The organism is Haemophilus sp. SZY H53 (assembly GCF_054332375.1).
The window spans coordinates 55,558-80,319 of the sequence record NZ_JBTGNV010000005.1; the positions used below are offsets into that span (position 1 = coordinate 55,558).

25 protein-coding genes, 2 pseudogenes and 1 riboswitch are annotated in these 24,762 nt (G+C 39.6%); of the genes and pseudogenes, 8 read left to right on the forward strand and 19 right to left on the reverse strand.

Annotation, left to right across the window (positions count from 1 at the left end; translation table 11 throughout):
- Positions 1 to 26 precede the first annotated feature (26 nt).
- The 7 genes from nfuA to ACXVWB_RS06040 all read right to left on the reverse strand — a co-directional run bounded on the left by nfuA (position 27) and on the right by ACXVWB_RS06040 (position 5,090).
- On the reverse strand, positions 27 to 611 hold the full coding sequence (nfuA, locus tag ACXVWB_RS06010) for a Fe-S biogenesis protein NfuA (protein WP_005694707.1): 585 nt from the start codon (positions 609 to 611) through the stop codon (positions 27 to 29).
- Positions 612 to 724: 113 nt separating this feature from the next.
- On the reverse strand, positions 725 to 1,414 hold the full coding sequence (locus tag ACXVWB_RS06015; protein ID WP_289902165.1) for a ComF family protein: 690 nt from the start codon (positions 1,412 to 1,414) through the stop codon (positions 725 to 727).
- Between the two features lie 19 nt (positions 1,415 to 1,433).
- Positions 1,434 to 2,819: a type IV pilus secretin PilQ gene (locus ACXVWB_RS06020; RefSeq protein WP_289902107.1), complete on the reverse strand. Its 1,386-nt coding sequence runs from the start codon at positions 2,817 to 2,819 to the stop codon at positions 1,434 to 1,436.
- A 1-nt stretch (position 2,820) separates the two neighbouring features.
- On the reverse strand, positions 2,821 to 3,204 hold the full coding sequence (locus tag ACXVWB_RS06025) for a pilus assembly protein PilP (RefSeq protein WP_289902108.1): 384 nt from the start codon (positions 3,202 to 3,204) through the stop codon (positions 2,821 to 2,823).
- Positions 3,204 to 3,746, reverse strand: a complete 543-nt coding sequence (locus ACXVWB_RS06030) for a competence protein ComC (protein WP_289902109.1) — start codon at positions 3,744 to 3,746, stop codon at positions 3,204 to 3,206. The genes ACXVWB_RS06025 and ACXVWB_RS06030 overlap by 1 nt, the downstream gene beginning before the upstream one ends.
- Positions 3,743 to 4,255: a competence protein ComB gene (locus ACXVWB_RS06035; RefSeq protein WP_289902110.1), complete on the reverse strand. Its 513-nt coding sequence runs from the start codon at positions 4,253 to 4,255 to the stop codon at positions 3,743 to 3,745. The genes ACXVWB_RS06030 and ACXVWB_RS06035 overlap by 4 nt, the downstream gene beginning before the upstream one ends.
- On the reverse strand, positions 4,242 to 5,090 hold the full coding sequence (locus tag ACXVWB_RS06040) for a competence protein ComA (RefSeq protein WP_289902111.1): 849 nt from the start codon (positions 5,088 to 5,090) through the stop codon (positions 4,242 to 4,244). Before ACXVWB_RS06040 ends, ACXVWB_RS06035 begins: the two co-directional genes overlap by 14 nt.
- Before the next feature lie 99 nt (positions 5,091 to 5,189).
- Here ACXVWB_RS06040 and ACXVWB_RS06045 point away from each other — a divergent pair.
- Positions 5,190 to 7,040: pseudogene (locus ACXVWB_RS06045) on the forward strand (penicillin-binding protein 1A); the annotation flags it as partial.
- A gap of 75 nt (positions 7,041 to 7,115) precedes the next feature.
- A pseudogene (locus ACXVWB_RS06050) lies at positions 7,116 to 7,808 on the forward strand (penicillin-binding protein 1A); the annotation flags it as partial.
- Between the two features lie 123 nt (positions 7,809 to 7,931).
- Here ACXVWB_RS06050 and ACXVWB_RS06055 read toward each other — a convergent pair.
- Genes ACXVWB_RS06055 through ACXVWB_RS06090 form a run of 8 tightly spaced genes read right to left on the reverse strand, consistent with a single transcriptional unit; the run spans position 7,932 to position 14,618 of the window.
- Positions 7,932 to 9,245, reverse strand: a complete 1,314-nt coding sequence (locus ACXVWB_RS06055) for an MFS transporter (RefSeq protein ID WP_289902113.1) — start codon at positions 9,243 to 9,245, stop codon at positions 7,932 to 7,934.
- Positions 9,229 to 9,909 carry a thiamine phosphate synthase gene (thiE, locus tag ACXVWB_RS06060; protein WP_289902114.1) on the reverse strand — a complete coding sequence of 227 codons (681 nt, stop codon included), beginning with the start codon at positions 9,907 to 9,909 and terminating at the stop codon, positions 9,229 to 9,231. Before thiE ends, ACXVWB_RS06055 begins: the two co-directional genes overlap by 17 nt.
- Positions 9,910 to 9,919: 10 nt before the next feature.
- Positions 9,920 to 10,729 carry a bifunctional hydroxymethylpyrimidine kinase/phosphomethylpyrimidine kinase gene (thiD, locus tag ACXVWB_RS06065; protein WP_289902115.1) on the reverse strand — a complete coding sequence of 270 codons (810 nt, stop codon included), beginning with the start codon at positions 10,727 to 10,729 and terminating at the stop codon, positions 9,920 to 9,922.
- Entirely contained in the window at positions 10,722 to 11,516 is a 795-nt protein-coding gene (gene thiM, locus ACXVWB_RS06070; protein ID WP_289902116.1) for a hydroxyethylthiazole kinase, read from the reverse strand. The genes thiD and thiM overlap by 8 nt, the downstream gene beginning before the upstream one ends.
- Positions 11,517 to 11,531: 15 nt before the next feature.
- Positions 11,532 to 12,179 carry a thiaminase II gene (gene tenA / locus ACXVWB_RS06075; protein ID WP_289902166.1) on the reverse strand — a complete coding sequence of 216 codons (648 nt, stop codon included), beginning with the start codon at positions 12,177 to 12,179 and terminating at the stop codon, positions 11,532 to 11,534.
- 9 nt (positions 12,180 to 12,188) lie between these two features.
- A complete protein-coding gene (locus ACXVWB_RS06080; protein WP_289902117.1) occupies positions 12,189 to 13,133 on the reverse strand; it encodes an ABC transporter substrate-binding protein in 945 nt (314 codons plus the stop codon).
- Positions 13,134 to 13,158: 25 nt separating this feature from the next.
- Complete coding sequence (locus ACXVWB_RS06085) at positions 13,159 to 13,896, reverse strand: ABC transporter permease (RefSeq protein WP_289902118.1); 738 nt, start codon at positions 13,894 to 13,896, stop codon at positions 13,159 to 13,161.
- Positions 13,893 to 14,618, reverse strand: coding sequence for an ABC transporter ATP-binding protein (locus ACXVWB_RS06090; RefSeq protein ID WP_126470271.1), 726 nt, complete (start codon positions 14,616 to 14,618; stop codon positions 13,893 to 13,895). Before ACXVWB_RS06090 ends, ACXVWB_RS06085 begins: the two co-directional genes overlap by 4 nt.
- A gap of 74 nt (positions 14,619 to 14,692) precedes the next feature.
- Positions 14,693 to 14,784, reverse strand: a riboswitch (TPP riboswitch).
- 423 nt (positions 14,785 to 15,207) lie between these two features.
- Here ACXVWB_RS06090 and ACXVWB_RS06095 point away from each other — a divergent pair.
- Positions 15,208 to 16,053, forward strand: a complete 846-nt coding sequence (locus ACXVWB_RS06095; RefSeq protein ID WP_289902119.1) for a 23S rRNA (adenine(2030)-N(6))-methyltransferase RlmJ — start codon at positions 15,208 to 15,210, stop codon at positions 16,051 to 16,053.
- 35 nt (positions 16,054 to 16,088) lie between these two features.
- On the opposite strand, the gene psiE is transcribed toward ACXVWB_RS06095, so the two are convergent.
- The 4 genes from psiE to rpsU all read right to left on the reverse strand — a co-directional run bounded on the left by psiE (position 16,089) and on the right by rpsU (position 20,733).
- Positions 16,089 to 16,505, reverse strand: coding sequence for a phosphate-starvation-inducible protein PsiE (gene psiE / locus ACXVWB_RS06100; RefSeq protein WP_049362461.1), 417 nt, complete (start codon positions 16,503 to 16,505; stop codon positions 16,089 to 16,091).
- A 133-nt stretch (positions 16,506 to 16,638) separates the two neighbouring features.
- Positions 16,639 to 18,528, reverse strand: a complete 1,890-nt coding sequence (gene rpoD, locus ACXVWB_RS06105; protein WP_265470179.1) for an RNA polymerase sigma factor RpoD — start codon at positions 18,526 to 18,528, stop codon at positions 16,639 to 16,641.
- 69 nt (positions 18,529 to 18,597) lie between these two features.
- On the reverse strand, positions 18,598 to 20,382 hold the full coding sequence (gene dnaG, locus ACXVWB_RS06110) for a DNA primase (protein ID WP_289902120.1): 1,785 nt from the start codon (positions 20,380 to 20,382) through the stop codon (positions 18,598 to 18,600).
- A gap of 135 nt (positions 20,383 to 20,517) precedes the next feature.
- On the reverse strand, positions 20,518 to 20,733 hold the full coding sequence (rpsU, locus tag ACXVWB_RS06115; protein ID WP_005694732.1) for a 30S ribosomal protein S21: 216 nt from the start codon (positions 20,731 to 20,733) through the stop codon (positions 20,518 to 20,520).
- A 218-nt stretch (positions 20,734 to 20,951) separates the two neighbouring features.
- Between rpsU and tsaD the strand changes: the two genes are divergently transcribed.
- The 5 genes from tsaD (at position 20,952) to ACXVWB_RS06140 (ending at position 24,672) form a co-directional block, all read left to right on the forward strand.
- Positions 20,952 to 21,980 carry a tRNA (adenosine(37)-N6)-threonylcarbamoyltransferase complex transferase subunit TsaD gene (gene tsaD / locus ACXVWB_RS06120; protein WP_289902121.1) on the forward strand — a complete coding sequence of 343 codons (1,029 nt, stop codon included), beginning with the start codon at positions 20,952 to 20,954 and terminating at the stop codon, positions 21,978 to 21,980.
- 9 nt (positions 21,981 to 21,989) lie between these two features.
- Complete coding sequence (locus tag ACXVWB_RS06125; protein ID WP_049357145.1) at positions 21,990 to 22,226, forward strand: hypothetical protein; 237 nt, start codon at positions 21,990 to 21,992, stop codon at positions 22,224 to 22,226.
- Entirely contained in the window at positions 22,226 to 22,807 is a 582-nt protein-coding gene (locus tag ACXVWB_RS06130) for a thymidine kinase (protein ID WP_049373832.1), read from the forward strand. The genes ACXVWB_RS06125 and ACXVWB_RS06130 overlap by 1 nt, the downstream gene beginning before the upstream one ends.
- Before the next feature lie 36 nt (positions 22,808 to 22,843).
- Entirely contained in the window at positions 22,844 to 24,064 is a 1,221-nt protein-coding gene (locus ACXVWB_RS06135; protein ID WP_128786770.1) for an aromatic amino acid transport family protein, read from the forward strand.
- A 221-nt stretch (positions 24,065 to 24,285) separates the two neighbouring features.
- Complete coding sequence (locus ACXVWB_RS06140; protein WP_197560909.1) at positions 24,286 to 24,672, forward strand: YgiW/YdeI family stress tolerance OB fold protein; 387 nt, start codon at positions 24,286 to 24,288, stop codon at positions 24,670 to 24,672.
- Positions 24,673 to 24,762: the final 90 nt, after the last annotated feature.

Below are 24,762 nucleotides of genomic sequence, written 5' to 3' on the forward strand. Positions count from 1 at the left end.
CATTCGCCCTTTTTTATCTTCTATTCTTAGTAATAAGAATGTTCACCACGTTGGTGTTCGGTTACGTCTCTTGCACCTTTTAATTCATTTGGGAAGAGCGAAACTAACTGTTTCTCTACCCCATCTTTTAAGGTGACATCCACCATTGAACAACCGTTACAGCCACCACCAAATTGTAAAACTGCATAACCGTCATCAGTAATTTCAATTAACGTGATTTTACCGCCATGACTGGCTAATTGTGGGTTGATTTGTGTTTGAATCACATACTCTACGCGCTCAATTAAAGGCGCATCATCCGCAACTTTACGCATTTTTGCGTTAGGCGCTTTTAAAGTCAGTTGAGCCCCAAGCTCTTCTGTTACATAATCAATTTCCGCATCTTCTAAAAACGGTAAGCTGATTTCATCCACAAATGCAGAGAACGTATCGTACTTCATTTCAGTATCAGTCGCTTCAACTGAATTTGGCGGGCAATAAGACACGCCACATTCTGCTCCAGGTGTACCTGGATTCACAACAAAAATACGGATATTGGTACCTTCTTCTTGTGTATCTAAAAGTTTCCGAAAATGTGCTTGTGCAGCATCTGAAATAAAAATTTGTTCCATAAATAAAATCCTAATACTTGATGCAATATATCAAGAATGATACTCCTATATGGTAATTTTTTCTATATTTATTCCTATTTTTATAAATATAGATAAATCCTATCTTTAAAAATTTAGGCTCTCGCTAAGCCCCACACTTGAATTTCTTTTACGCCTAATTTTCGAAGCTGTTTGGCTATCTCTGCCAACGTTGAGCCGGTTGTAATCACATCATCCACCAACGCAACACGTTCATAAGGAAAAGACTTTTTGGTATTCACTGTAAAAGCATTTTGTAGATTATATCGTCGATCTTTCGCACTTAAACCTCGCTGAGTGTGGGTGTGTTTAATTCGTTTCACCACATGATGACAGTTAGGCACATCACACCAACGGCTCAACCAGTTCGCTAATAAATCAGCCTGGTTGTAGCCTCGTTGCCATTGCCGAAAATGATATAACGGCACAGGGATAATCGCCTGTGGCAGTGAGAGTCCATGCGTTCGTCTCGCCTCTCGCACCGCAAGATAAAGCAAACGCGATAAACTGCGATCTAACCAAGACTGTTTTTGAAATTTAAAACGATGAATAAGTGAAGAAAGCGGTTCGAGGTAATGCCCAATAATCACAATACGATCCCAAGCGGGTTCATTTCTCAAACAATGTCCACAGCCCATTGCATAATGCTGCAAGGGTGAACCACATCGCCCACAATAAGGGAAAGTTTTAATTTGCTTCTGACATCGACTGCACAATCCATTTCGACCAAGATGAATAGATCGCTTGCAATACACACAGCTAAATTGAAAAAAATGAGAAAACATCAGAGAAATTGACCGCACTTTATTTTTTCGCTTTTTCAATTTGCTTAAAATGCTTTTCTTTCTTAGCCATTTCCATTCTTTCACCTTGTTTTAAAATATGAGGAGTCACAAAAATTACAAGCTCTCGCTTTTGATGACGTTCACTTTCCTTACTAAATAAGCGCTTAATACCTGGAATATCACCCAATAGCGGCACTTTATCAATTCCTTTTGTGATCGTATCGTGGAATACACCACCTAATACAATCGTTTCCCCATCTTTAGCAAAAACTTGTGTATTAATTTCTTGTTTATCAATAGACACGACTTCGTTACCTTGCCCATAAGCCACACGGTTTCCCGGGGAATTTTGACTGACTAATAAATCCAATAAGATATTATTATCCTTTGAAATATGCGGTGTGACTTCCAATCCCAACACAGCTTCTCGAAACTCCACTGATTGGGTGTCATTTTTCCCGTTCGTCACTACATAAGGAATTTCCGTCCCTTGTTTGATACTTGCACTTTTCTTATTGGTCGTGAGTAAGCGAGGGCTCGCAATAATTTCTACGTTATTTTCACGTTCAAGTGCAGTCAATTCTAAGTCTAATAATCGGCCATTAATTTTAGCGACTTGAAATGCTAATGAGCCAGCTGGCGTGACCGTTGTCGCAAAATTCACATTTAAATTATTACTGATATTACTAAAACCATTCGCATCTAGACTGCCACTCACTCGATGGGCAGCCTCAGTCGGATTAAAAATACCCCAACGTACACCTAACTCTTTCAGGCTTTCATCAGTAATCGTCACAATACGTGCTTCGATGACAATTTGTTCAATGGGTTTATCCAGCTCTGCAATCAATTTTTTGATATTTTTGATAGAACGTGCATCATCCTGAATCAGTAATACATTGCTTCGATCATCAAAGGTAATTGTGCCGCTAGGTGAAAGCAAAGAACCACTACCAGTTGTTAAAGATTTCATCACATCAGAGGCCTTAGCAAAATGCAGTTTAACCGTTGTACTCACAAGTGGTGTTTCACTAGGCAAACTTTCTCCGCTAATCGCCATAGGTTCTGTCATTTTCTCTGCATATTGTTCATGTTGAGAAGGCTTACCCAAATAATAAATATCATTTTCTTGATAAAAAGAGAGCCTTTTGATTTTTGCCACAGAACGCAATAAACGATCAAAATCTACGTTCTCTAATTGCAATGAAAGCGTTCCTTCTAACTCATCATCAATCATTAAATTGGCATTTTGCTCAAGAGCAAGTTGCTGGAGTGTCGCCACCATGGGAGCTTGTTTTAAGCGAAGTGAAAATACGCGATTTTCTGCCGCCGAGTAAGTTGTCCATAGGATCAAAAAACACATTAAAAACTGACCGCACTTTGTTTTTATTTTCTGCTTTATCATTTTAAAATCTCATTATGATTGAGGTCGTTTGTTCACATTGCCCCGGTTTATAACTTTGAAGCGTCACGCCATTTTTACTTACTTTTTCAATTAAATAACCTTCTTTTCCAATTCGCTGCCCGACTTGAACGGAAAGAATATGCCCATCATCATTAAATAATACTTCTGCCTGTTTACCATATTGCACGACTCCCACAATATCTAGCTGAGCCAATGGGCGTTCCTCCGCCAGTCTCAGCTCTGAATACACGCAAGTCGACACTGGCGGTAGGGTAAGCCCCTCTTTTGGATATTCGGTTTGTTCTCTTTGTTTACGATCAAAAGGATCTTGCGAAAATGCTGACACAGAAAAAAACGCTATCAAGATTAAGAAAAGCTTTTTCATTATTTGTCCTTATTTAGTTGGAAAATTAACTCGCATGTAATAGAAGCATTTTCCTCTTCATCTAATTTCTTAATGTTTAATTGAGTTAAAGAAAGTGTAGGAACATCGTTTAAAAGTGCGGTCAAAAATTGCTGTAAATCGACAAAATAGCCTTGTAACGACAAATGCAACAAAGTATGTTGAGAAAAATCCCAACGTAAATCCAACGCTCGAAGTCGCCCATTTAACAGCGCCTGTACATGCTGATTAATCGGCAACACAGAGTTAGCCAATTCAGGAGAAAGTTGTCGGCTGTCTGACTTTTGCCTTAAGGTTTGTAAAATCTTTTCCTGTTTATCCCACTCTTGCTGCTGCAAACTCAATTCTGCGTCAAGTCGATGTAGTTCGTTGCTATTTTCAACGTAACGAAAAACAGGTAAAAAGATGACTGCACTTAATGCACTCAACCAAAAGGCAGCATGGACCATTTGAGGTAATCGAAGCCATCTCCCAAACCAACTTTGCGCACTTTTTTGAACTAGCTCATTGATAAAGTTCCTCATTGCATAGACTCCGATAAATGAATATCAAATTGAAAAAATAACTGCTGTTGCACTGGCTGAAACTTAGTTAAGTTAACCTCTGTAAAATGGCGTTTGAGAAATTGATGTATCTCTTCAAACTCTTGTTGGCTTTCTGTCATGCCTGAAAGGACAATTTGCTTCGCATTGAGCGTAAATTCATCTAACTCACCCTGTTGTAATGGCAGCTCACTTAATAAATTAAGCAGGCGATACACATATTCCGTATCCATCTCAGTCAACTCATTCATTTCTTTTAAGTTACTTTGTAGTTGCTGAACTTGAATGCGCTTCTGATGGACTTGATGAGTTATTTGTGTCAGTTTTTCTTTTGTCTGATTTAGGGCTTGCCCTTGTTGTTCATTGAGTTGGTTCAATCCAATGACAATCAAAACTGAACAAGCTAGCCAAATGAAACCTTGCCACATAAAACGACGAAAGGCCTTTTGATGTTGTTCTAAACGCCAAGGCAATAAATTAAGGCTTAACATCACCACTCTCCCGATTAACTAAAGGCAAAAGTGCGGCTGGTTTTAAAGATAAATCCACTAGCTTTAAATCGGTTTGCCAAAGTGCATTACCTAAGGCGATGAAAGGAAAATCTGTTTCGATACGCTGCCAATCCTGAGACAGTAATTCGATTGTGTGTGAATTTAATATATCGGGCGTTTGATACATATAAATCTGTTCTATGGTTTCAGGAAAACGCTGGGTAAATTGTTGATAAAGTTCGGATAAATCACCTTGAGATTGCAAAACTTGTCGTTGTTGTAAGCGTTCACAAACGGCGAGACATCCTTGTTGATCTTGATATAAAAATAAAGTGTTAATCGGCTCTTGACCTAAAATGGCATAAAATGCACGTAAAATACTGTGATTCAGTGAATCAAGTGCGGTCAATTTTAGCGGCAAATATTTTTCTAATTCTGCATTGGCGCTTTCTTGTCGAATCGCCGTGATATCCAAACGGAAACCTTGTTTTAATGGCATGGCAAGATAATCAAACCATAATTCATCCAACGGAATCGGCAATTCTTTTTGCAAAATAAAACGACATTGTTGTTCACACTCCTGAGCATTGAGTGTTTGCGGTAAAATAAGCGTTTTAGACCAAGTCAAATGGGGGGAAATGGAACCAATAAAACAACATTGGTTCGCTTTTTGAGGTAAATGAGGTAATAACTGGGGAAAAATGTCCTTTTGTTGTCCATTTAAGCAAATAGATTGAACTTTGTAGAATTCATCTAGCCAAACAAAATAGAGGTTATCTTGTTGTTTACTCACACCAATTTTTTGTTTTAGCTGCTTTCTAGGAACAATTCCCATATTCTTTCCTATTCTTTAAGGGATTAATCTTTTATACTTAGCAGCCAAAATCATAATTTTGATTTTTTGAATATTCATTAAACCAGAGAGAATTTTACGATGCGGATCGCAAAATTAATATTAAGTACCCTATTTACGATATGTATACTGGGGTTAGTCGCCGGTGGTGTACTGTATTTTCACTTAAAATCCTCCTTACCATCGGTTGAGAGCCTAAAAACCGTTGAGTTGCAACAACCAATGCAAATCTATACGGCTGATGGCAAATTAATCGGTGAAGTCGGTGAACAACGCCGTATTCCAGTAAAATTAGAAAATGTGCCTCAACGCCTGCAAGATGCCTTCTTAGCAACAGAAGATAGCCGTTTTTATGAACATCACGGTTTAGACCCTGTCGGTATTGCTCGTGCGATTTTTGTTGCCGTCAACAATGGTGGTGCATCTCAAGGGGCAAGTACCATTACGCAACAGCTTGCGCGTAACTTCTTCTTAACGCCAGAAAAAACCATTATTCGTAAAGCTCGCGAAGCGGTATTGGCCATTGAAATTGAAAATGCCTTAAGCAAACAAGAAATTTTAGAACTCTATTTAAATAAAATTTTCTTAGGGTATCGTTCTTATGGCGTTGCAGCCGCCGCTCAAACCTACTTTGGTAAAAACTTAGATGAATTAACGCTTTCTGAAATGGCGATCATTGCTGGCTTGCCAAAAGCGCCTTCTACCATGAATCCACTCTATTCGCCAAAACGTGCGGAAGAACGTCGAAATGTGGTTTTAAGTCGAATGCTTGATGAGAATAAAATCACCAAAGCAGAATATGATGCAGCGATTAAAGAGCCAATCGTCGCAAGCTATCACGGTGCTAAATTTGAGTTCCGTGCAGACTATGTGACAGAAATGGTTCGTCAAGAAATGGTAAAACGTTTTGGTGAAGAAGATGCTTATACCAAAGGTTATAAAGTCTTCACGACTGTACTCTCAAAAGATCAAGCAGAAGCACAAAAAGCCGTTCGTAATAACCTGATTGATTATGATATGCGTCATGGCTGGCGTGGCGGTGCACCACTTTGGAAAAAAGGTGAAGCCCCATGGGATAATGAACGTATTGTCGCTTTCTTGAAAAAATTACCTGATTCAGAACCATTCATTCCAGCAGCAGTGACCGCATTAGGTAAGAATGGTGCAGAATTACTTTTAGCCAATAATGAAACGATGACGCTCTCTTCTAACGCAATGCGTTGGGCAGGTAGATCACCGGTTAAAGTGGGCGAACAAATTTGGATTCGTAAACGTGATAACGGTGAATGGATTTTAGGTCAAATCCCAGCCGCTAACTCTGCATTAGTTTCATTAAACTCCGATAATGGTGCAATTGAAGCCATGGTGGGTGGCTTTAGTTACGAACAAAGTAAATTTAATCGTGCAACCCAATCTTTAGTGCAAGTCGGTTCTTCAATTAAACCATTTATCTATGCCGCTGCGTTAGAAAAAGGTTTAACGCTTTCAAGCGTATTGCAAGACAGTCCTATCTCTATCCAAAAACCAGGACAACCTTTGTGGCAACCGAAAAACTCACCTGATCGTTATGACGGTCCGATGCGTTTACGTGTAGGTTTAGGTCAATCTAAAAACATGATTGCAATCCGAGCACTACAAACCGCAGGTGTTGGCTTCACTGCTGACTTCTTACAACGTTTTGGATTCAAACGTGACCAATATTTTGCGAGTGAAGCGCTTGCATTAGGTGCTGCATCCTTCACGCCATTGGAAATGGCGCGTGCTTACGCAGTTTTTGATAATGGTGGTTTCTTAATTGATCCTTACCTTATCGAAAAAATTCAAGATAATACCGGTAAAGATTTATTTATTGCGAACCCTAAAATTGCTTGTATTACCTGTAATGACATTCCTGTGATTTATGGTGAAACCAAAGATAAAATTGATGGCTTTAAAGATGTCGCAGAAGTGGCTAACCCTGATAACCTAAAATCCGCTAAAGGTAATAGCAACACCGATACAGATGAAGGTGAGGGCGATCAGCAACCTGAGAATGTACCAGACTTGCCAGAGCTTCAAACATCCGCATTAAATGACGGTTCTGTTGATTTAATGGCGGATGCGAAAGACGGTGCAGCAAAACAAGAATACGCACCTCGTGTGATTAGTGGTGAATTAGCCTTCTTAATTCGTAGTGCATTAAATACGGCGATTTATGGTGAGCAAGGACTTAGTTGGAAAGGTACCAGCTGGCGTATTGCTCAAAGCATTAAACGTAGTGATATCGGTGGTAAAACCGGTACCACTAATAGTGCGAAAGTAGCTTGGTACGCAGGTTTTGGCGCAAACTTAGTCACCACAACCTATGTTGGTTTCGATGATAACAAACGCATATTAGGTAAAGGTGAAGCGGGTGCAAAAACTGCAATGCCGGCGTGGGTCGCTTATATGAAAGCTGCACTTTCTGATGTTCCAGAACGTCAACTTGAGCTTCCTCCAAACATCATGGAAAAAACCATTGATAGTAACTCTGGTTTACTTTCTGAAGGTGGTGGTCGCAAAGAATACTTTATCGTCGGTACTGAGCCTAAACGTACTTACATTGCGGAAATGCAAGAGCGTGGTTATTATGTTCCACCAGAGTTACAACAACGTCTAAACGGTGGAACAGGTAAAACTAAAGATGCCATTCCAGCAACGCAACCAGAAGAATTATTCTAGTACTGATTAAAATACTAAAAGTGTAGTTAATTTTAAATGCCTTTCCGATCTCAATTTGTGAAAGGCATTCTTTTACTCAAAATATTTTCAATATTAGTTAAATTTTAAGTTTGATAAATTTATCTAGCGCAGTTGCCTATCTCTTGTTTCCGTAATAAACCAAAGTCCAATCAAACTTAATACGGCATTTAAGGTTAGATAAATTCCAACACTTTTTAAGCCATAATTTGCATTCAGTGGTAACGCAATAATTGCTGCTACACTGGCACCGAATAAGCCTGAAATATTGTAGGTCAACGATGCACCGGAATAACGAGCATGTGTTGGAAATAATTCAGGTAAGAAACTCGCAAGCGGGCCATAACCCATGCCAATTAACCCCATTCCTATCATCAAGAACCAAAATAAACTGGTAGTTGTTCCATTATCGAGAAAATATGGCAAGGCTAAGCCAAAAATAGCCACGCCAAAGGTTGTCCAAATTAACCAAATTCTTCGTCCAACAATATCGATATATTTGCCTGAAATAGCAATTGTAATAGCTAATGAAATCGCACTGCACATTAGTAAAGCAGTAAAAATTTGTGGTGAGAAACCTAATCCCATTGCGTAGCCAGCTTCTGATACGGTTGGGGCAGATTTTGCATAAATTTGGCTGAAAGCGATCATAATATAAAAGAGCACATAGCCTGCAATGCAGATCATCATGCCTAAGAAGAACGGTTTGAAATGAGTAACGATTACTTCTATCATCGGTAAAGCTTTAGGTTTAGGCTTGTTAAGTACAGCAATAAATATTGGTGCTTCCGTAAGTTTTAATCGAACATACAAACCAATTGCAACTAATACAAAAGAGGAAAGAAATGGAATTCGCCATGCCCAGTCAATCATTGCTGCTTGTCCAAAAAGCGTGGTAATGAGTAGAAAGATACCATTGGCAAGTAGTAACCCTAGAGGTGCGCCTAATTGTGGAAAAGTGCCATACCAACCACGTTTTCCTTCAGGTGCATTTTCGATTGCCACTAATGCAGCGCCGCCCCATTCGCCACCTAAACCAATACCTTGCCCGATACGGCATAAGCAAAGTAAGATGGTTGCCCATATTCCGATACTGTCGTAAGTCGGTAATAAGCCGATCACTACGGTTGAGATTCCCATTACTAACAGGCTCATAACAAAGGTATTTTTTCTTCCTAAGCGATCGCCAAAATGTCCGAATAATACCGCCCCCAGAGGACGAGCAATAAAAGTCAGTGCTAGCGTAGAAAGCGCAGCGATTTGGCCTGAAAGCGGATCGGCTGCATGGAAAAATTGATGATTGAAAACGAGCACCGCAGCCATGGCATAAATATAGTTATCGAAATATTCAATAGCGGTGCCAATCATTGTTGCTATTGCGACTCGTTTTAAGCTATTTGGATTATTGGTTGCTTGCATTACTTTCTTCCTTTAAGGCTTGAGTGGCTACTTTTATATCATTCGCTTGAGTTATAGCCGTTATAACTGCAACACCATCAGCACCATATTTCAGTAAGGTTTTTACATGTTCTCGTTTTACGCCACCAATAGCTACAAGTGGTTTGGTGATTCCTGCTTCTCTCAATGTTTGAATGAACGTCATTCCTAGAGTAGGTTTAGGATTTTCTTTTGACTGAGTCGGAAAAATTGGACCAATACCGAAATAATCGATTTCAGATAATTCCTCTCCGATTTTGGCTTCGTCTAAACGGTTTACTGACCAACCAATAATCAGTGGTTTATTGGTTTTTGCTCGAATCGTTTTTACAGGCGTATCACTTTGCCCAACGTGAATACCATCCGCTTCAATTTCTAAAGCTAAATCAACGTTATCATCGACAATAAATGGCACATTATATTGACGACATAAGTCTCTGCACTTAATGGCTAAGACTCGTTGTTCTGTTGGAGAATTTTCTAATGAGAATTTGCCTTTATCGCGAAATTGAAAACAGGTAATGCCACCTTCTAAAGCTTGTTTAAGAACAGAAAGCAAGTTATCTGCTGGATTATCACCTAAATGTCGGCAATCTTGTGTGCCTGCTACAAAATAGATCGGTAAAATTTCTTGAATATTTTTCATCTTTCAATCCTTAAAGGCGACTGTAAGCCCAATGATTCGTTGGTCCATGTCCATGACCAATATTCAATGGGTGAGAAATAGCTGCCGTAATAAAATCTTTGGCTGTTTTGACCGCACTTTCTAGAGGTGCCCCTTTGGCTAATTCTGCCGTTAAGCAAGCTGAAAAAGTACAACCTGTGCCATGAGTATGTGGTGTATTGAAACGTGGACTTTCCAAAACAAAATGTTCACCATTTTGTAAAAGGATCCAATCTTGGCATTGCTGACTTTGTGAATTGAGTGAATGTCCGCCCTTAATAATCACATTCTTTGCGCCTTGTTTTTGCAAGTCTAACGCGGCTTGTTGAATGCTGGCTGTATCAGAAATCTTAAAACTAGTTAAAGCTTCTGCCTCAGGAATATTTGGCGTAATCACATCGGCAAGTGGCAATAAATATTTGCTTAGTGCGGAAATAGCTTGTTGTTGCAATAAAGGTGCCCCACCTTTCGCAATCATGACGGGATCAAGAACTAATGTGCCGAATGGTCGATATTTTAAGAAATCAGCAACGCATTCAATAATATCTGCCGTGCCAAGCATGCCAATTTTGGCACTTGCAATTTGAAAGTCATTTTTAACCGCTTCAAGTTGTGCTTGAATCGTGTTCAGCGGAATAGGGTGAATATCAAATACGCCAAGTGTGTTTTGTGCGGTGACAGCTGTAATCACTGAAGTCCCAAATACGCCTTGCATTTGAAAGGTTTTCAAATCTGCTTGAATTCCCGCACCACCGCCGCAGTCAGAACCAGCAATAGTCAATGTTTGTGGAATGTTAGACATATTTCACCTCCGCATTTTGTTCTATTAAATCAGGTGTTAAGTCTGCCAATTCATCAAGTAAGCGAATTTGGAATTGACCGACTTGCGTGGTTAAGTTTTTAGCCGCAAGCTCCCCTGCAACGGTGTAAGCGGCACAGGCTTCGACTGTTGCAGAAAAATGTTTACCTTCATCAACGGCTAAAAATGCTGTGCATACTGCACTTAATAAACACCCCGATGCGGTGACTTTTGGAAATAGCGGCGTACCGTTATGGATGGTAGCAGTTTGCTGACCATCACTGATAATATCGACTTCTCCACTAATCAACACCGTACAGTTATAGCGTTGTGCAACATGTTTAGCGACTTCTTGTAGATTCGTTTTACCTTGTCCCGCATCCACGCCTTTTGCTTGCCAGTCTTCACCTGCAATTGCAGCTAGCTCACCAGCATTACCACGAATTAAGGCAAATTTTACTTCCGCCAATAACTGACGGACTGTTTCTTGTCGGTAACGAGTGGCGCCCACTCCAACCGGGTCAAGCACGACAGGAATGCCTATAGAATTAGCCGTTTTACCCGCTAATAACATAGCCTCTCGTTCTTTACCTATGAGAGTACCGATATTGATGACTAATGCTTGGCTGATTTTCGGCACCTCAACCATTTCCTCTATGTTGGCTGACATCAATGGTGACGCACCTAATGCAAGTAAGCCATTGGCACTAAAATTTGCCGCGACAATGTTGGTAATGTTATGAATAAGCGGGTTTTGTTCACGAATTTTTGATAAATAAATAGATTTCATTTCACACCTTTATTTTTATGCTAAATCTAATCCCATTTGCCAAAATCCGATTTCCATTCGGGTAGCCGTAGTAAAAATTTGTTGGATATGAGCGAATTGGGCATCATTAAGTGGTTCACAAAGTGCGGTAAGAAAATCAACTGTTTCTTGTGCCGCTTGTTGATATTCTGGTGCAGAGTATGCGTCAATCCATGCTTGATAAGGATTGCTTGGTTGTTTGGGATAATTTTCTGTGATGTAACGGGCGACTTGTGCGTAACCTAAAGCACAAGGCGTAACGGCGGCATATAGTTCAGGTAAACCGCCCGTCATTCCACAATCAAGCAGATAACGTGTATAGGAAATACATGCCGCACTTTCGGGTGTTTGGAATATTTCCTGTTCACTAATTTCCCATTGTCGGCAGTAATCCAAATGTAATTGGATTTCTTGGCAAAGAATATCGAGCGTTTTACGTGGCATGTCCATCTCGGCAAAATTTTTTGCCTTGAATACGCCCAAGGCAAAAGCTCGGCTGTAATGGAAAAGATAGATGTAATCTTGTTTTAAATAGTGTTGAAAACAAGCTTTTGGCAAGGTGCCTTTTGCAAGTTGTTGCACAAATTCATGCTCAACATATTGCTTCCAATAAGGTTGCGCTTGCTGAATGAGTTGATTAATCATCATTTTCCCTTATTGTAATTCGACAGCATAGTCTTTCAATTCAAGTGCTTTTGTAATCAACCCTTTCTGATGCATAAATTCCGCCATTTGTTGATAACGTTTAGCATCCAATTGACGGGGTTTCGTTGCTAATAAAGGTAGGGTATCTTTCCATGCTAATTGATTTAATTCTGTATTAAGTTCTTTTGGCTTATAGCTCACAAATGCTTGCCATGCTTCATCTGGATGGCTTTGTAGATAGGTTGTGGCTTGTTCAAGTGCGGTCAAAAAAGCGGAAATTTTTTTAGAGGCAAGATTGTTTCTGTTCGCCACTAAAATCAATTCATCATAAGCTGGCACACCATATTGTTCTGGGAAAAATGCCACGCCTTCTTGTTTTTCTAAATGGATCTGATTCAGTTCGAAATTACGAAATGCCCCGATGACCGCATCGACTTGTCCGGTTAAAAGAGAAGGGGAAAGTGACCAATTCACATTCACTAATTTTACGTCTTGGTTGCTGAGTCCGATGGAATGGAGCATGGTATCGAGCAACACATCTTCAAAGCCACTGACTGAATAGCCTACTTTTTTCCCTTTCAGATCGGCAAGCGTTTTGATATTGCTATTTTTTAGAACCACTACGCTATTTAATGGGCTGGAAATCAGAGAGCCTACACGTACTAAAGGTAATCCTTCAGCAACTTGTTGATAAAGTTGAGGTTGATAATTAATAGCTAAGTCCACTTTTCCTGCGGCAACTAATTTAGGCGGTAATGATGGAGCGGCGGGTTCGATAATGTCGACGTCTAAGTTATTTTTTTCAAAAAAGCCTTTTTGTTGCGCGACAATGATTGCGGCGTGATCAGGATTTACATACCAATCAAGCATTAAGCTGATTTTCTCTTTTGCTAAGCTGGAAAAGCTGGCGGTGAGTCCAATTAAAAGACTGAAATAACGGATGATTTTCTTCATTTTTGTCTCCTTTTGTCATGAAGTGTTAAACGTTCCAAATAAAACGGCGTAGTAGCCAATCAATGCTGAAATATAAACAAAGTGAAATTGCCACTAAGATCAGCAATGCGGCAAACATTAAATCTACCTGCATACGGGCGTTGGCATGAATCATCAAATAGCCAAGCCCTTCTGATGAACCCACCCATTCTCCAATTACAGCGCCAATTGGTGCGACTGAAACAGCAATGCGAAAGCCTGATGCAAATGCGGGTAAAGCAGCTGGTAAACGTACTTTAAGTAATAAACGCCAAGGGGATGGCTTGAATGTTTTGGCGAGATCAATCCAAGCTTTAGGTGTATTGCGTAAGCCATCGTAACAAGCTGCAGTTACAGGGAAATAGATAATGAGAATAGCCATAACAATTTTTGACGGCATGCCATAACCTAGCCAAAGTACGAGTATCGGAGCGATAGCAAAAACAGGAATTGCTTGAGAAATCACTAAAACCGGTAACAGTAAGGACGATATTTTAGGCGAAAAAGAGAGCAATAGGGCTGATGACAATCCAAAAAGAAAACCCAGTAGCAGCCCTAAGCCAATTTCAATTAAGGTGATTAGTGTATGTTGCCAAAGTAGTTCTGAATGAGAAGTTAATTGCAACCATACAGCTTGTGGAGAAGGAAATATGTAATGGGGAAAATCACCGAATACACCAATAAGTTGCCATAGACAAAGCAATATAACTCCAATAAAGAGCGGTTTAAGAAGGTTAAGTTTCATCTTTTTCCCTCTAATAACTCGTTCAATAATTGCTGTTGGAGCATCCACAAATTATTTTGGTTTAGATCTCGTGGTGCTTTACCTTCAGGTTTTATAACATCGGATAATGCTGATTGATTAGGCTGCGGTGAACGTAATACAAAAATACGTTGGCTTAAGCGTAATGCTTCTTGAGGATCATGGGTAACTAATAATACTGATTTATTTTTTAATAGTTCATAGGCCAAGTTTTGTAATTGGTAACGACTAATCGCATCAAGGGCAGAGAATGGTTCATCAAGTAAAACTAAATCAGCGTTTTGCATTAATACTCGAGCGAGCGCCACTCTTTGTTTTTGCCCTCCAGATAATTGAGCACTGTTTTTATGCAGATGCTCTGACATACCCACTTGTTCAAGTAATACTTTGGCTCGAATAGTGGTTTTTGCAGATTTATTTCCAAATAGTACGTTTTCTAATTGGACGTTATCAACAATTGAAAGCCAAGGATAAAGGGTATCTTTTTGCGGTAACCATGCCACTCGAATATGAGGATGGGAGGTGATATTGCCTTGAACTTTTCCTGGTATTTCAAGCCCTGCAATTAATCTCAAAAGCGTTGATTTACCTACACCAGAGCAGCCAAGTAAACTGACCCACTCATTAGGCAAAAGCGTTAAATCAAGGTGTTCAAATAGTACTTGCTCTCCAAAAGCAAGACTAAGATCCTGAATATTCACCATAGCATTAACCTAAGGATTAATAACCAAAGGTAACGGCAGAAAAGGAGTAAAAATAGGTATGAAGAATGAGAAAATATTTTGGCATATTAGTTTCCTACGTCAGTACTAACTGTTTCAGGTTCACGGGTATCATCTCAGCCACCTTGTGGCACCCCGACTAAAATTTGAAATAATTTTATATCGCAATTAAGAATAAAACAATAGGAAATGATATTAACTTTAGTTTAGATTTTTTTGTTTAGTCCTCAGGAGTCAATTTAAGTAATGAAAATAATAAGTTAAATTATAGACTCACTTTTCAAGTGTTATATTCAACGTTCTAGAAATGACTCCTTACCTTGTAAAATAAGACAACAAAAGTATTTATAATAAAAAACTAGATTCTCTATAAGCATATAATATATTATTAGTCCTTTAATTTGCTTTTCCATAAGTTGCTTGCCGGATTATAAAAATTTCTGACATCATGAATATCCCCTTGAATTCAAAGCTCTTCAAAGGTTTTAGTGTTTCAAGTGATAATATTTTTTCTACAGAAAAGTTATACCATCAATCTTGAGCGTACTTTTCTCATCATAAAGGAGAAACTATGTTAAGTTATCGCCACAGTTTTCATGCTGGCAACCACGCCGATGTGCTTAAGCACATTGTACTAATGCTGATTCTAGAAGATCTTTCACTAAAAGAAAAAGGTTTCTACTATCTCGACACCCATTCAGGTGTTGGCCGTTATCGCTTAAGTTCTAACGAATCAGAAAAAACCGGCGAATACAAAGAGGGAATTGGAAGACTTTGGGAAAGAACAGATTTACCCGAAGAGATTGCTCGCTACGTGGATCTCATTAAAAAGATCAATTATGGGGGTAAAGAATTACGCTATTATGCGGGTTCACCAATGATTGCTGCACAATTATTGCGTCCTCAAGATCGTGCATTACTGACAGAATTACACCCAAGCGATTTTCCATTATTACGCAATAATTTTAAAGAGTTTAAGAATATCACAACAAAATCAGAAAATGGTTTCCAACAACTCAAAGCCACACTTCCACCCAAAGAACGCAGAGGTTTGGTGCTTATTGATCCACCTTATGAATTAAAAGAAGATTATGATTTGGTGGTGAAAGCTATAGAAGAGGGTTATAAGCGCTTTGCGACAGGCACTTATGCGATTTGGTATCCCGTGGTACTTCGCCAGCAGACAAAACGCATTTTTAAAGGATTAGAAGCGACAGGGATTCGTAAAATTCTGAAAATTGAATTGGCTGTTCGCCCTGATAGTGATCAACGTGGTATGACCGCGAGTGGAATGGTGGTGATTAATCCACCTTGGCAATTAGAACAGCAAATGAAAGCTATTTTGCCTTATTTGACCCAAACGCTCGTCCCTGAAGGTACAGGAAGTTGGACAGTGGAATGGATTGTGCCGGAATAATCCATTCCAAAACCTTGGTCAAAATGACCGCACTTTTAAATTTTAATTTTATTGGAATACAACACTAAACAAAGTGCAATAACCATAATTAAAATCGCGCCTGCGAATAAGATGGTATCAACTGAGCTTTCATGATTCACAATAATCAAACGCAACATGGCCGTAATCCCTGCGTAAATAAAATAGCGTAAAGGAAAGTGATAGCCACTTTTAAAATATTGCACAATAAGGCCAATAAAACCGAAGTATAAGAAAAACATCACGGCTTGTTCAGCGACTTCATAAGGCACAACGCTTGATGTATTAAATACCATAATCGCTAAAGTGTACGTGATTTTAGCTAAAGCAATAATCAACACTAAAGCCAACGCGATAAGCGAAAAGCTTAATACTACTTTTAATACACCTGTCACTACTCGAGGCAGCTTTTCTAGTTCTTGAGATTCTTCCATAAAGTTCCTTTTTTGTTTTTAAATGACGAAAGTTGCGTATTTTAAAGGAATGTGATTTCGCGGTAAATAACCAAATTTAATCAAATAAAAAAGGCAGATATTTCTGCCTTTTCTTTTTTACATAAATGAATAATTACTCATCTAAGAAACTTCTCAATGTTTCTGAACGACTTGGATGACGTAGTTTACGTAATGCTTTCGCTTCAATCTGACGAATACGCTCACGGGTTACATCAAATTGTTTACCCACTTCTTCAAGTGTATGGTCGGTATTCATATCAATACCAAAACGCATACGTAACACTTTCGCTTCACGAGGAGTTAAACCTTCTAACACTTCATGAGTTGCCACTTTTAAGCTTTGTGCGGTTGCTGAATCTAATGGCAATTCAAGGGTTGAATCCTCAATGAAGTCACCTAAATGTGAATCATCGTCATCACCGATTGGGGTTTCCATTGAAATTGGCTCTTTCGCAATTTTAAGCACTTTACGGATTTTATCTTCTGGCATTCCCATGCGTTCAGCAAGCTCTTCTGGCGTCGCTTCACGTCCCATCTCTTGTAACATTTGACGAGAAATACGATTTAATTTATTAATCGTTTCAATCATATGAACAGGAATACGGATTGTGCGCGCTTGGTCTGCAATGGAACGCGTAATTGCCTGACGAATCCACCAGGTTGCATAGGTGGAGAATTTATAACCACGACGGTATTCAAATTTATCTACCGCTTTCATCAAACCGATATTCCCTTCTTGAATTAAATCCAAGAATTGTAAACCTCGGTTTGTATATTTTTTCGCAATAGAAATCACCAAACGTAAGTTGGCTTCAACCATTTCTTTTTTTGCACGGCGAGCTTTTTGTTCACCACGAGATACCGCATCACAAATCTCACGCATTTGTTGGATGGTAAGATTGGTATTTTGCTCAATATTCGCTAAGTTATCTAAAGATAAACGGATACGTTCTTCATATTTTGGTAAACGTTTTGCCCAAGCTTTCGTTGATTTTAATGCTTTTGCTACCCATGCATCACTGCTGCCATTCGCAACAATAAGCGCCTCAAATTCATCTTTTGGCATACCTGCAATATCAACTAATACTTTTTGTAGTTGACGCTCTTCTGCACGTACACGTTTCATCATATTCTTCATTGATAAAACAAGCGTATCGAATTGTTTAGGCACTAAACGGAATTGTTTAAAAATATCTGCGAGTAAAGCAATTTGATCTTTTGCGCGTTTACCACTGCGTCCGTGTTTTGCAATAGATGCTAATGTTTTAGTGTGTTGCTCTCTTAATGCCGAAAATCTTTCACGCGCTACTTCAGGATCGATGCTATTATCAGAATCGCTGTCATCAGAACTTGAGCTGCTATCGCTTTCATCTTCCTCATCGCTCTCATCATCAACTTCTGCAGCGACTTCAACACTTTCCTCTTCGTTAGCAAAATTCTCATCAATATTTGCTGCTTCCTCTGCGGCAATATTTGGATCCACAAATCCGGTAATTAAATCAGCTAAACGATAATTACCCGCTTCTACTTGATCATAATTATCTAATAATTCGGTTAACGCTTCTGGGTACGCCGCAATGGCGGTTTGAACTTCGTCAATTCCTTCCTCAATACGTTTTGCAATGCTGATTTCATCTTCACGGGTAAGAAGATCAACCGTTCCCATTTCACGCATATACATACGCACAGGGTCGGTTGTACGACCGATTTCAGATTCCACATTTGATAAAATTTGCGTTGCTTCTTCCACAGCATCTTCATCTGGAATCGTGTCATTCAACATCATTTCGTCACTTTCCGGTGCTTCATCCAGAACCGGAATACCAGCATCATGCTGTAAAGTTTGCAACAACTTATCGTAATATTCTGGATCGATCAAATCTTCTGGAAGCAAGTCATTGATCTCCGCATAAGTTAAATAACCTTGCGTACGACCCAATTCCATAAGCTGTTCAATTTGTTCTGAATATTGCTCGGCGGTAGATTGTTGATTTTGTTCCATTTTTATTCCCGTTTTGCGTTATTTTTGGAAGATAAAAGCCCTTGTTTTGAACAGGAGATTTTACCATTGTTATGACGGATTAACTAACTGTTTTTTCTGCTCTTCTTTTCCCTTGAGCAAATTCACTAAAATTGCTCGTTCTTGATCAGTTAAGCCTTCCGCCCTTTCTTTGGCGATAAGCATCTCAATATCACGTTCAATTGCTTGAATATTCAATCGACGATAGTTTTGAGAGAATGCATTAATGATTTCTAAGTCGTCTAATAGATGATCCCAAGAGGCTAATATTTCAAGGGGCTTGCTGAATTCTGTATCACGAAAATACTCTAAGATTTGCCCTGTTGTAATGCCTTCTCGTTCACGACAAAGTGCGGTCAATTTTTCGAGTAATTCGTAACCCGCCTCATGCTTTAAGGCTTGTAAACCCACATCCGAAATACGATTCACTAATTGTGAATTCTGTAATAACAGCGAAATCACCACACGCATTGGTGTTTTCTTAATAGTTTTTTGTGGCGTTTTAGGTTTGGGTTCAGCCTTGTCTATTTGATTTGGTATTAAGCTTTCAAGCTGTGATTGATCAAAGATTCCGAGCTTTTGCGCCAACATATTCCGCAATGATAGACGCAACATATCACCAGGGATTTGACGAATTAAAGGCGCTGCGAGTGCCACTAATTTGCCTCGTCCTTCTTGCGTCGAGAAATCTACTTGTGGACTTAAATGCGCAAATAAAAATTCTGTGAGGGACTGAGCTTGATCAATATATTCTTCAAACTTTTCTTTACCATATTGGCGAATATAAGTATCTGGGTCTTCTCCATCGGGTAGGAAAATAAACTTAATTTGTCGTCCATCTTCCAGATAGGGCAGGGCATTTTCAAGGGCACGCCAAGCGGCATCACGCCCTGCTCTATCACCATCATAGCAGCAAATAACTTGCTCTGTTGAACGAAACAATAATTGAATTTGCTCCGATGTCGTTGATGTCCCAAGAGAAGCCACCGCATAATTGACACCAAATTGCGCCAATGCCACCACGTCCATGTAGCCTTCAACCACCAGTAATTTTTCTGGCTCATCATTAATTTGTAAGGCTTCATACAAGCCATAAAGCTCATTTCCTTTATGGTATGTAATAGTTTCGGGTGAGTTTAGATATTTGGGTTTTTCATCCGTTAAAACGCGTCCACCAAAGGCAACCGTACGACCACGTTTATCCCGAATCGGAAACATAATACGATTACGGAATTTATCGTACACATTGCCACGATCGTTTCGAGAAAGCATACCTAAATCAAACAGTTTTTTCTGTTCTTCTCGATTTTTGCCGAATTGACGCAACACCGTATCCATCGCATTGGGCACATAACCGATTTGAAAACGAGCAATAATTTCTGGCGATAAACCACGTTGCTGAAGATAGCTTTGAGCAGGAATATTTAGCGGTAGTTGAGCTTGATAAAACGACGCAATCTCTTGCATCAAATCGTATAAATTACGTTTTGTCTGATAGCTCACATCAGGTTTATTGCCGAATTGGTTTGCACGTTTTTCATAAGGCACTTCAAGCCCTGCCGAAGCGGCAAGTTCTTCAACGGCTTCAACAAATTCTAATTTGTCATAATCCATTAAAAATGAAATGGCATTACCTTTCGCGCCACAGCCGAAGCAATAATAGAATTGTTTTTTTTCACTTACCGTAAAGGAGGGTGTTTTTTCGTGATGAAACGGACAACAAGCTTGATAATCTCGTCCCGCTTTTTTGAGTTTCACACGCGCATTAATCACATCGACAATATTCGATTTTGTGAGCAGATCATCAATAAATTGGCGTGGAATAGAGCCTTTCATTGCCTTGCCTCCTTGAATACGATGCAAAAGTGCGGTTGATTTTGCGTGATTTTTTTGATGAGTTTAAAGCAACAAAACCGTGATACCCAAAAGGTTTCACGGTTTGTCTTAACTCGAGTTAGAAAATACTACAAATTAGTATAAACGGGTATTGCGCGCATTTTCGCGAGCATTACGTTTAGCGTGACGTTTAGCAAGTGTTGCTTTTTCACGTTTACGGATTGTAGTTGGTTTTTCATAGAATTCACGAGCGCGAACTTCTGCTAAAATACCAGCTTTTTCGCAAGAGCGTTTGAAACGACGTAAAGCTACGTCGAATGATTCGTTTTCACGTACTTTAATTACAGGCATAAGCCAATCACCTCAATGAGTTTAATTTAATTGCAATTTTAAATTTTTATTACTGCCGAATGAACGGCAAATTCAATAAAGGACGCAATTCTAATCGATCTTCCCTGCAAAAGCAAAGGAAAGATCGCCTATTTGCTGAAAATTTGGCGTTTGAACTGGTTTAAGCGGGCTAAACAAGGTAAAATCTTTGCCAATTTTTTTAATAAAATGAGAAGAAAATGCGTATTTTAGGGATCGAAACCTCCTGTGATGAAACAGGTGTCGCGATTTATGATGAAGACAAAGGCTTAATTGCTAATCAACTCTACACGCAAATTGCCTTGCATGCGGATTACGGCGGTGTGGTGCCAGAACTGGCTTCTCGCGATCACATTCGCAAAACAGCACCATTAATTAAAGCAGCATTAGAAGAAGCTAATTTAACCGCTGATCAAATTGATGGTATCGCCTATACAAGTGGCCCAGGTTTAGTGGGGGCATTATTAGTGGGCGCAACAATCGCACGTTCACTGGCTTATGCCTGGAATGTGCCCGCTATTGGCGTACACCACATGGAAGGTCATCTACTTGCGCCAATGCTTGATGAAAATCGACCGCACTTTCCATTTATTGCCCTCTTAGTTTCAGGTGGACATACGCAATTAGTGCGCGTTGATGGTGTGGGTAAATATGAAGTCATTGGCGAATCTATTGATGATGCGGCAGGTGAAGCCTTTGATAAAACCGCAAAATTATTAGGGTTAGATTACCCTGGTGGTGCAGCACTTTCACATTTAGCCGAAAAAGGATCGCCGGATCGTTTTGTATTTCCACGTCCAATGACAGATCGACCAGGCCTTGATTTTAGCTTTTCAGGTTTAAAAACCTCAGCGGCTAACACCATTAATCAAGCGCTCAAACAAGAAGGGGAATTAACCGACCAAACCAAAGCCGATATTGCCTTTGCCTTCCAAGATTCCGTCGTGGATACGCTCGCCATTAAATGTAAACGTGCCTTAAAAGAAACCGGCTATAAACGTTTAGTGATTGCTGGCGGGGTGAGTGCAAACAAAAAATTACGTGAAACCCTTGGCGCTATGATGAAAAATCTTGGTGGTGAAGTATTTTACCCGCAACCTCAATTTTGTACCGATAATGGTGCCATGATTGCCTACACAGGCTTTTTGCGCTTAAAACAAGGTCAGAATAGCGATCTCGCCATTGATGTTAAACCACGTTGGGCAATGACTGAACTCCCTGCAATTTAAGGAAAAAATATGGAAAATATGATTAAAGTGAGAGCTATGCGTGCAGCCGGTATCGCTTGTTTTTTAGTGCTCGCGATTATTGGCGCATGGATTTTTACCACACCAAGTGGCGATATCGTTAGCGCGCTTTCAGCTGCCGGAAAAATGGTTGGCGGTGGTGCAACTTACGGTACCTTTATGCTAGCAGCCTGTCCACCTGTTGCAGGATTTATTGCCTATTATTTCTGGAAATGGGTGATTAAATAATGGCAAAACTCTATTTTTACTACTCTACGATGAATGCGGGCAAATCAACCACGTTGCTGCAGTCTTCCTATAACTACCGTGAACGCAATATGAACACCATGGTTTATACGGCTGCCATTGATGACCGTTTTGGATTAGGCAAAGTCACGTCACGTATTGGTATTCATGAAGATGCCAATTTATTTACGTCAACGAGTGACCTTTTTGCCGAAGTGAGCCAACATTTACAACAAGAAAAAATTCATTGTGTTTTGGTTGATGAAGCCCAGTTTTTAACGAAACAACAAGTCTATCAATTAAGTGATGTCGTAGATAAACTGAAGATTCCTGTGCTTTGTTATGGCTTACGCACAGACTTCCAAGCTGAGCTATTTGAAGGTAGCAAGTATTTACTTGCTTGGGCAGATCAACTAGAAGAATTAAAAACAATCTGTTATTGTGGGCGTAAAGCCAATTTCGTTTTACGTTTAAATGAACAAGGTGAAGTCATTAAGGAAGGGGAACAAATCCAAATTGGTGGAAACGACTCCTATCTTTCGGTTTGCCGCTATCATTACAAAGAAAAGTGCGGTCAGCTTTAACCTCATTTTTCAATTTTATACTCGGAGGACAATTTTATGCTAAAAAACAAAACATTCGGCAGTGCCTTAATCATTGCAGGCACAACCATCGGGGCGGGAATGCTCGCGATGCCATTAACCTCTGCTGGTATTGGTTTTGGTTACACCGTTTTCTTATTGGTCGGCTTATGGGCACTTTTAGTTTACAGTGGTTTGCTTTTTGTTGAAGTGTATCAAACTGCCGATCGCTTGAATGATGGCGTGGCGACTCTCGCGGAGAAATACTTTGGCATCACTGGGCGTGTCTTAGCCACCTTTAGTTTGCTTATTTTACTTTATGCCCTTTCTGCAGCCTACATCACTGGTGGTGGTTCATTATTATCGGGTTTACCAACCGCTTTTGGTTTCGAAAGTCTTTCCTCCGAACTTTCAATTATTATATTTACTGTCGTACTCGGTGCCTTTGTGGTTGTAGGTACAAGAGGTGTTGATGGTGCCACCCGTATTCTGTTCATCGGTAAATTAATTGCCTTTGCTTTTGTGTTGTTCATGATGTTACCCAAAGTATCTGTCGATAACCTGATGGCCTTACCTTTAAATTATGCTTTCGTGATCTCTGCAGCGCCAATTTTCTTTACCTCCTTTGGCTTCCACATCATCATGGGCAGCGTAAACAGCTATTTAGATGGTAGTGTTACTCAATTCCGTAAAGCGATTTTAATTGGTACAGCGATTCCACTCGTCGCTTATTTAGTGTGGCAATTAGCGACTCACGGCGTATTAAGTCAAAATGAATTCGTGCAAGTACTCCAAGCGGATCCAACACTTAACGGATTAGTGAACGCGACGCGTCAAATCACGAATTCCCACATCATGGGCGAAATCGTGCGTGTATTCTCAGCACTTGCATTAATCACCTCTTTCCTTGGTGTGATGCTAGGGGTATTTGAAGGTTTAGGCGATTTATTCAAACGTTACAAATTACCACACAACCGTTTAACACTGACGGTTGCCGCCTTCACACCACCACTTGCGTTCGCCTTGTATTATCCTGAAGGTTTTATCGCCGCATTAAGCTATGCTGGCTTACTCTGTGCGTTCTATTGCTTGATTTTGCCTATCGGACTGGCATGGAAAACCCGTCAAGCGAATCCGAATCTGCCTTATCGTGTAATCGGTGGTAATGTGACTTTAGTGATTGCGTTAATCATTGGTGTAGCAATTATGATCGTGCCATTCTTAATTCAAGCGGGTTACCTACCGGCTGTGGCAGGCTAAAGTGCGGTAGATTTTCAAGGCATTTTTCTTATAAAAAGTAGGGCTTAAACGCCCTATTTTTTTATTTTCAAAAAGTTTTCATTTTTTTATCTCTCTTAATCTTTCCTTAAGATTCTCTTGTTTAAATACACTCATCGAAGGTAAACAACCCAATCGATAAATAAATTTGAAAGCAAAACTTTCAACTTACTTTATGATTATCTTATTTAGGAGAACAAACTATGAAAAAATTACTTACTGTTGCAGCTATCGCATTATCTTCTGTTGCCGTATATAACACCGCAATGGCGCAAGGATTTAATGATGGAAAGAATCAAGTCACTCAACAAGGTTTTGTAGATGAAAGCGTCATTGTGAAAACCGTCGCTGATGCATTAAATGCCAATGATAACACTCCAGTTCGTTTAGACGGACAAATTGTAAAACAAATTGGTAAAAAGGATTTCTTATTTAAAGATGCAAGTGGAAAAGAAATCCAAATTGAAGTCAGCAAAAAAGCATGGAATGGTCAAACGATAGCACCTCAAGATAACATTCAAATTATCGGTAAAGTCGATAAAGAATGGAATAAAACAGATATTGATGTGAAACAAATCATCAAAAAATAAGTAACAAAATGACCGCACTTAATCTTGAGATGAGATGAAGTGCGGTCAATTTTGAGCGTATTTTTGAGATAAAAAATGGGGCGTATTCAT